This is a genomic window from Mycobacterium sp. ACS4331 (assembly GCF_001667265.1).
Classification (GTDB): Bacteria; Actinomycetota; Actinomycetes; order Mycobacteriales; family Mycobacteriaceae; genus Mycobacterium.
The window spans coordinates 19,274-27,019 of the sequence record NZ_LZHW01000092.1; the positions used below are offsets into that span (position 1 = coordinate 19,274).

Annotated in this window: 7 protein-coding genes; all 7 read left to right on the forward strand. The window is 70.0% G+C overall.

Annotated features, from left to right (window positions below; all coding sequences use genetic code 11):
- Positions 1 to 81: 81 nt before the first annotated feature.
- A complete protein-coding gene (gene alaS, locus A5727_RS21405) occupies positions 82 to 2,790 on the forward strand; it encodes an alanine--tRNA ligase (protein ID WP_068254687.1) in 2,709 nt (902 codons plus the stop codon).
- Between the two features lie 5 nt (positions 2,791 to 2,795).
- A complete protein-coding gene (gene ruvX / locus A5727_RS21410; protein WP_068254689.1) occupies positions 2,796 to 3,311 on the forward strand; it encodes a Holliday junction resolvase RuvX in 516 nt (171 codons plus the stop codon).
- Positions 3,308 to 4,552: an endolytic transglycosylase MltG gene (gene mltG, locus A5727_RS21415; protein ID WP_068254691.1), complete on the forward strand. Its 1,245-nt coding sequence runs from the start codon at positions 3,308 to 3,310 to the stop codon at positions 4,550 to 4,552. The genes ruvX and mltG overlap by 4 nt, the downstream gene beginning before the upstream one ends.
- Positions 4,542 to 5,363: a shikimate dehydrogenase gene (locus tag A5727_RS21420; protein WP_082949946.1), complete on the forward strand. Its 822-nt coding sequence runs from the start codon at positions 4,542 to 4,544 to the stop codon at positions 5,361 to 5,363. The genes mltG and A5727_RS21420 overlap by 11 nt, the downstream gene beginning before the upstream one ends.
- Positions 5,364 to 5,417: 54 nt before the next feature.
- On the forward strand, positions 5,418 to 5,828 hold the full coding sequence (locus A5727_RS21425; protein WP_353612274.1) for a prepilin peptidase: 411 nt from the start codon (positions 5,418 to 5,420) through the stop codon (positions 5,826 to 5,828).
- Positions 5,829 to 5,871: 43 nt separating this feature from the next.
- Entirely contained in the window at positions 5,872 to 7,080 is a 1,209-nt protein-coding gene (aroC, locus tag A5727_RS21430; protein WP_068254701.1) for a chorismate synthase, read from the forward strand.
- 8 nt (positions 7,081 to 7,088) lie between these two features.
- Positions 7,089 to 7,746: shikimate kinase (locus tag A5727_RS21435; RefSeq protein ID WP_082949947.1), on the forward strand; the 658-nt coding region annotated here is incomplete at its 3' end.

Here is a 7,746-nt window from a genome sequence, read left to right on the forward strand (position 1 = left end):
GCCCGACCGGTAATGTAGGTCGGTCAACGCAGGTGAGCGCTTCAGCGGCGGTCGCCGATTCGGCAAGAGGAAAGTGACGACGTGCAGACACACGAGATCCGGAAGCGGTTCCTCGATCACTTCGTGAACGCGGGCCATACCGAGGTGCCGAGCGCCTCGGTGATTCTCGACGATCCGAACCTGCTGTTCGTCAACGCCGGCATGGTGCAGTTCGTGCCCTTCTTCCTCGGCCAGCGCACCCCGCCGTACGCCACGGCCACCAGCGTGCAGAAGTGCATCCGCACCCCCGACATCGATGAGGTCGGGATCACCACGCGGCACAACACCTTCTTCCAGATGGCCGGCAACTTCAGCTTCGGTGACTACTTCAAGAAGCGCGCGATCGAACTGGCCTGGACCCTGCTGACCAATCCGGTGTCCGAGGGCGGTTACGGATTCGACCCGGAAAGGCTCTGGGCCACCGTCTTTTACGACGATGACGAAGCCGTGGGCCTGTGGCAGGAGGTCGCCGGCCTGCCGCCCGAGCGCATCCAGCGCCGCGGGATGGCCGACAACTACTGGTCGATGGGCATCCCGGGACCGTGCGGACCGTGTTCTGAGATCTACTACGACCGCGGTCCGGAGTACGGCATCGAAGGCGGCCCCGAGGCCAACGAGGACCGCTACATCGAGATCTGGAATCTCGTGTTCATGCAGAACGAACGCGGTGAGGGCACCTCCAAGGACGACTTCGAGATCCTGGGCCCGCTGCCGCGCAAGAACATCGACACGGGCATGGGCGTGGAGCGCATCGCGTGCCTGCTGCAGGGCGTCGACAACGTCTACGAGACCGACCTGGTGCGCCCGGTGATCGACACCGTGGCCGCCGTCGCACCGCGCGGGTACGGCCAGGGCAACCACACCGACGACGTTCGGTACCGGATCATCGCCGACCACAGCCGGACCGCGGCCATCATCATCGGTGACGGCGTCACGCCGGGCAACGAGGGTCGCGGCTACGTGCTGCGCCGGCTGCTGCGCCGCATCATCCGGGCCGCCAAGCTGCTGGGCGTCGACGGGCCCATCATGAGCGAACTGATGACCACGGTGCGCGACGCGATGGGCCCGTCCTATCCCGAACTGGTCACCGACTTCGACCGCATCCACCGGATCGCGGTCGCCGAGGAGACAGCCTTCAACCGCACGCTGGCCGCGGGCTCACGCCTCTTCGACGAGGCCGCGGCGAGCACGAAGACCGCGGGTAAGACGGTGCTGTCGGGCACCGACGCCTTCACACTGCACGACACCTACGGGTTCCCGATCGACCTGACCCTGGAGATGGCCTCGGAGGCCGGATTGTCGGTCGACGAACTGGGATTCCGTGAGCTGATGGCCGAACAGCGCCGTCGCGCCAAGGCGGACGCAGCGGCCCGCAAGCACGCCCATGCCGATCTGTCCGCGTACCGCGAACTCGTGGACTCCGGCCCCACCGAGTTCACCGGCTTCGATGAATTGAGCTCGCAGGCAAGGATTCTCGGAATCTTCGTGGACGGCAAGCGGGTGCCGGTGGTCAGCCACCACGCGCGGTCCGGCAGCGAAGCACCCGCTTTGGACCGGGTTGAGATCGTCCTGGACCGCACTCCGCTGTACGCCGAGTCCGGCGGTCAGATCGCCGACATCGGCACCATCTCGGGCACCGGGACCGGGGCCGGCGCCAAAGCGCAGGTCACCGATGTGCAGAAGATCGCCAAGACGCTGTTCGTGCATCGGGTCAACGTCGAGTCCGGGGAGTTCGTCGAGGGCGACACCGTCACCGCGGAGGTCGACGCCAAGTGGCGTCACGGCGCCACGCAGGGCCACTCCGGCACCCACATGGTGCACGCCGCGCTGCGGCAGGTGCTGGGGCCCAACGCCGTTCAGGCCGGTTCGCTGAACCGCCCGGGATACCTGCGTTTCGACTTCAACTGGCAGGGCCCGCTGTCGGAGCAGCAGCGCAGCGACATCGAACTCATCACCAACGAGGCGGTCGAGGCCGACTATGCGGTGAACACCTTCCACACCCAACTCGACAAGGCCAAGGCGATGGGCGCCATGGCGCTGTTCGGTGAGGCCTACCCGGACGAGGTGCGGGTGGTCGAGATCGGTGGGCCCTTCTCACTGGAACTGTGCGGCGGCACCCACGTGCACAATTCGGCTCAGATCGGACCCGTGACACTGCTCGGAGAATCGTCGGTCGGATCGGGTGTGCGCCGGGTCGAGGCCTACGTCGGCCTGGACTCGTTCAAGCACCTGGCCAAGGAGCGCGCGCTGCTGGCCGGCCTCGCGTCATCGCTCAAGGTGCCCTCCGAAGAGGTGCCCGGCCGCGTCGCCACCCTGGTCGAGCGGCTCAAGGTCGCCGAACGCGAACTCGAGAAGATGCGGTTGGCGACGGCGCGCGCCGCTGCCGCCAATGCCGCCGCGGGCGCCGAGACGGTCGGAAGGGTCCGGCTCGTGGCACAGCGCATGGCCGCCGGAATGACGGCCAATGACCTGCGCTCGCTCGTCGGTGACATCCGTGCCGGCCTGGGCTCTGAACCGGCCGTCGTCGCGCTGATCGCCGAGGGCGACAACGGATCTGTGCCGTACGTGGTCGGCGCCAACGCCGAGGCGCAGGACCTGGGTCTGCGCGCCAACGATCTGGTGAAGGCGCTCGCGTCCGCCGTGGACGGCCGCGGCGGCGGCAAGGCCGATTTGGCGCAGGGGTCCGGGAAGGACCCCGGTGGCATCGAGACGGCGCTCGCGGCGCTTCGAGCCGAGGTCGCGCGGAGCTGACCGGCGTGGATTCCGACCCGCACCGGCAGCCCGACCGTCCCGGCGCCGACGACCCGGGCCGGGGCAGAAGGCTCGGTGTCGACGTGGGGACGGTGCGTATCGGCGTCGCGGTCAGCGATCCCGACGGCATCCTGGCCACCCCTGTGGAAACCGTTGCGCGGGAACGCAAGAAGTCGAGCACCCGGCATCTGGCCCGGCTGTGCGCGCTGGCCGCCGAATACGAGGTCGTGGAGGTGATCGTCGGGCTGCCGCGGACCCTGGCCGACCGGGCCGGCGCGTCGGCGCAGGACGCCGTGGACGTGGCCGAGGCGTTGAGTCGGCGGCTTGCGGGCATTCCGGTCCGGATGGCCGACGAACGGCTCACCACGGTGTCGGCCTCGCGGTCGCTGCGGGAGGCCGGTGTGCGTGCCAAGGGACAGCGGGGCGTGATCGACCAGGCCGCCGCGGTGGCCATTCTTCAGGGCTGGTTGGACCAGCGTCGTACAGTACTGGGCAATTCTCAACCCGAAGGGCTCGAATGACTGACGATCTGCAACCCGGACGTGCGCAACCGGTCGCAGTCGGGCCTCCGCGTCGTCGCATGTCGCGGGCCGCACGCGCGCGGGCGGAGCGGCACCGGCGGCACCGGAGGTGGGTCTCCGCGCTGACCGTGACGCTGCTGATCGCCGTGGTGCTGGGCCTCGTGTTCGTCGGATCCAAGCTCTGGCACGGCATGTCGGGCACACCGGACGACTTCGCCGGCGAGGGCGTCGACGACGTGGTGATCCAGATCCACGAGGGCGACTCGACCACCGCCGTCGGTCAGACCCTCGCCGAGGCCAACGTGGTGGCCACCTCCAAGAGCTTCGTCGACGCCGCCGCGGGCAGCGATGCCATCGCGGCCATCCAACCCGGCTTCTACCGCCTGCGCACTGAGATCCCGGCCGCGCTGGCCGTCGAGAAGCTCGCCGATCCGAGCAACCGGGTCGGCAAACTGACGATTCCCGAGGGCAGGCAGCTCGACGACACGGCCGACGTCAGGACGGGCGCTGTCACCGACGGCGTCTTCAGCCTGATCTCCAAGGCGAGCTGCGTCGACCTCAACGGCGAGAAGAAGTGCGTCCCCGCGGCCGACCTCAAGGCCGCCGCACGCACGACGAGCCTCGAGGAACTGCAGGTGCCGCCCTGGGCGGCGGAGCGCGTGACCGCCATGGGCGACGATCACCGCCGCATCGAGGGCCTGATCGCACCCGGCACCTGGAACGTCGACCCCGACGGAACTCCGGCGAGCATCCTGTCCTCGCTGATCGGCGCCAGCACGACCCACTTCACCAACCGCGGTCTCCTCGAGACCGCCGCGAACCTGCGGATGTCGCCGTACGACGTTCTGGTGGTCGGGTCACTGGTGCAGAAGGAGTCGACGCCCGAGGACTTCGCGAAGGTCGCCCGCGTGATCTACAACCGTCTCGCGGTGCCGCAGCGCCTCGAGTTCGACTCGACCGTGAACTACTCGCTGGACCGTCAGGAGATCGCCACGACGGACGCCGACCGTGCCACGGTCACGCCATGGAACACCTACGCCTCGGAGGGGCTGCCCGCCACGCCCATCGGAGCCCCCGGCGATCCGGCCCTCGACGCCGCCGAGCACCCCGCGCCCGGGGACTGGCTGTACTTCGTGACGATCGACATGCAGGGCACCACGCTGTTCACCAAGGACTACGAGCAGCACCTCGCCAACATCGAGGTGGCTCAACGCAACGGTGTCCTCGACAGTGCCCGCTGACCCCACCGCAGCCCGCCGCGCCGCAGTGCTGGGATCGCCGATCTCGCACTCGAAATCGCCCCAGCTTCACCTGGCGGCCTACCGGGCGTTGGGGTTGACGAACTGGACCTACGATCGCATCGAGTGCACGGCTGATCAGTTGCCCGCGCTGGTCGGCGGGTTCGGCCCGGAATGGGTCGGCCTCTCGGTCACGATGCCCGGCAAGTTCGCGGCCCTGGCGGTCGCCGACGAGCGCACCGAGCGTGCCGAACTGGTCGGCTCGGCCAACACCCTGGTTCGCACCGAACACGGATGGCGTGCCGACAACACCGATGTCGACGGCGTGGTCGGGGCGCTGGAATCAGCGTCGGTGCCGGTGTCGGGAAGTGCCGTGGTCCTCGGTGCGGGCGGCACCGCACCCGCCGCGCTGACCGGCCTCGTCCACGCGGGTGCCGAGTCGGTGACGATCGCCGCACGCAACGCCGAACGGGCGGCCGAGTTGGTCGACATGGCGCGACGTCTCGGCGTGGCGGCCCGACACTGCCCACTGGATGACCGCCCGCTGGCCGCGGCCGTCGCCGACGCCTCGGTGGTGGTCAGCACCGTGCCCGCCGACGTCGCCGTGGGCCACCTCGACGCGCTGCGCGGCGCGGCGGCGCTGCTCGACGTCCTGTACGACCCGTGGCCCACACCGTTGGCGGCCGCGGTCGCCGAATCCGGCGGGACCGTCGTCAGCGGACTGCAGATGCTGCTGCATCAGGCCTTCGCGCAGGTCGAGCAGTTCACCGGGCGTCCTGCACCGCGCGAGGAGATGGCGGCCGCCCTGCACTAGCACCCTGTGGATGCCGGTCCACGAGGTGCGGTGTGCACTCCTAGCCTGGCTCGCGTGTGGGTGACGACGATCGCGGTGGCGGCCTGGCTCGTGGTCCTCACAGTCTCGGATCTGCGCACGCATCGCCTGCCCAACCTGCTCACGCTGCCGCCGGCGGCTGTCATCGTCCTGGGTGCTGGGGTCACGGGCCACGGCATCGCCGCGCTGACGGGCGGGCTGGTCCTGGCCGGTGCGTATCTGGCGGTACACCTGGTCTCACCGGCCGGCCTGGGTGCCGGCGACGTCAAGCTCGCGCTCGGACTCGGTGCGCTCACGGGTGCCGTCGGGACCGGGGTATGGGTGTGCGCGGCGATCGGCGCGCCCGTGCTGACCGTCGCCGGTGCGCTGGCCTGCCGGCGCGCCGCGGTGCCGCACGGTCCGGGCATGTGCGCCGCGACGGCGTTGGCGGTGATCGCCGCCGGTTAGGACCAATTACGTCTGCGCGCGCCCACGTGGGAAGATGAGACACGTGTTGCGATGGACTACTGCCGGTGAATCCCATGGCCGTGCACTGGTGGCCGTGATCGAAGGCATGGTCGCCGGAGTGCACGTCACCTCTGCCGACATCGCCGCCCAGCTGGCGCGGCGCCGCCTCGGCTACGGCCGTGGCGCGCGGATGAAGTTCGAGCAGGACCAGGTGAGTGTGCTCGCCGGCGTCCGGCACGGGGTCACCATGGGTGGCCCGATCGCGGTCGAGATCGGCAACACCGAATGGCCCAAGTGGGAGACGGTCATGGCGGCCGATCCCGTCGACGCCTCCGAACTCGACGTCGCGCGCAATGCGCCGTTGACGCGGCCGCGCCCCGGCCACGCCGACTACGCGGGCATGCTCAAGTACGGCTTCGACGACGCCCGGCCGGTGCTGGAGCGGGCCAGCGCGCGTGAGACGGCGGCCCGGGTGGCCGCGGGCACGGTCGCGCGAGAGTTCCTCCGCCAGGCGCTGGGCGTCGAGGTGCTGTCCCACGTCATCTCCATCGGTGCGTCCGAGCCCTACACCGGTCCGACGCCGGAACCGGCCGACCTCGAGGCCATCGACGCCAGTCAGGTGCGCGCGTTCGACGCCGGCGCCGAAGCCGCGATGATCGCCGAGATCGAGGCCGCCAAGCGTGACGGCGACACCCTCGGCGGTGTCGTCGAGGTCGTGGCCCACGGCCTGCCGATCGGCCTCGGCTCGTTCACCAGCGGCGACAACCGCCTCGACAGCCAGCTCGCGGCCGCCCTGATGGGCATCCAGGCGATCAAGGGCGTCGAAGTCGGTGACGGCTTCGAGACCGCGCGGCGCCGTGGCAGCCTGGCACACGACGAGATCTACCCGGGCCCTGACGGCGTGGTGCGCTCCACCAACCGCGCCGGAGGACTCGAAGGCGGCATGACCAACGGTCAGCCGCTGCGGGTGCGGGCCGCGATGAAGCCGATCTCCACGGTGCCGCGCGCCCTGGCGACGGTCGACATGGCGACGGGCGAGGAGGCCGTGGCGATCCACCAGCGCTCCGACGTGTGCGCCGTGCCCGCCGCCGGTGTGGTCGCCGAGACCATGGTCGCGCTGGTGCTGGCGCGCGCGGTGCTCGACAAGTTCGGCGGCGACTCGCTGGCCGAGACCCGGCGCAACATCGAGTCCTACCTCAATGCCCTGGCCGAGCGCGAGCCCACCGCAGCACAGACGGTTGCGTCGGGATAGGTGTGACGATGGCTCCCAAGGCCGTGCTGGTCGGCATGCCGGGTTCGGGCAAATCGACCATCGGGCGACGCCTGGCCAAGGCGATGGGGCTGCCGCTGCTGGACACCGACGTCAAGATCGTCGAGACGACGGGCAAGGAGATCCCCGAGATCTTTGCCGATGGCGGTGAGGCCGAGTTCCGCCGGATCGAGGAGCAGGTCGTCAAGGCCGCGCTCGCCGAGCATGACGGCATCGTGTCCCTCGGTGGTGGGGCCGTCACCACTCCCGGCGTCCGGGATGCGCTGGCCGGGCACACGGTGGTCTACCTGGAGATCAGTGCCGCAGAAGGGGTTCGGCGCACCACGCAGGGTGCGGTGCGGCCGCTGCTCGAGGGCGGCGACCCGGCCGAGAAGTACCGCAGGTTGATGGCCGAACGGGTTCCGCTGTACCGCAAGGTGGCCACCATTCGGATCAACACCAACCGCCGCAATCCGGGGGCCGTCGTGCGGCACCTCGCGGCCCGGCTGGAGAACCCCGACCCGGACCGCCCCGCACGCTCCAACCCCCCCCCGCGCCGGCCCCCGTGGCGGCTGTCGAACGGCGGTTCGGCCAAACCGGACAACGGATCCGGTGACGCCACCAGGGCCCCCAAGGTCCCTGAGACCACCGACACCCCCACCCCTGTCT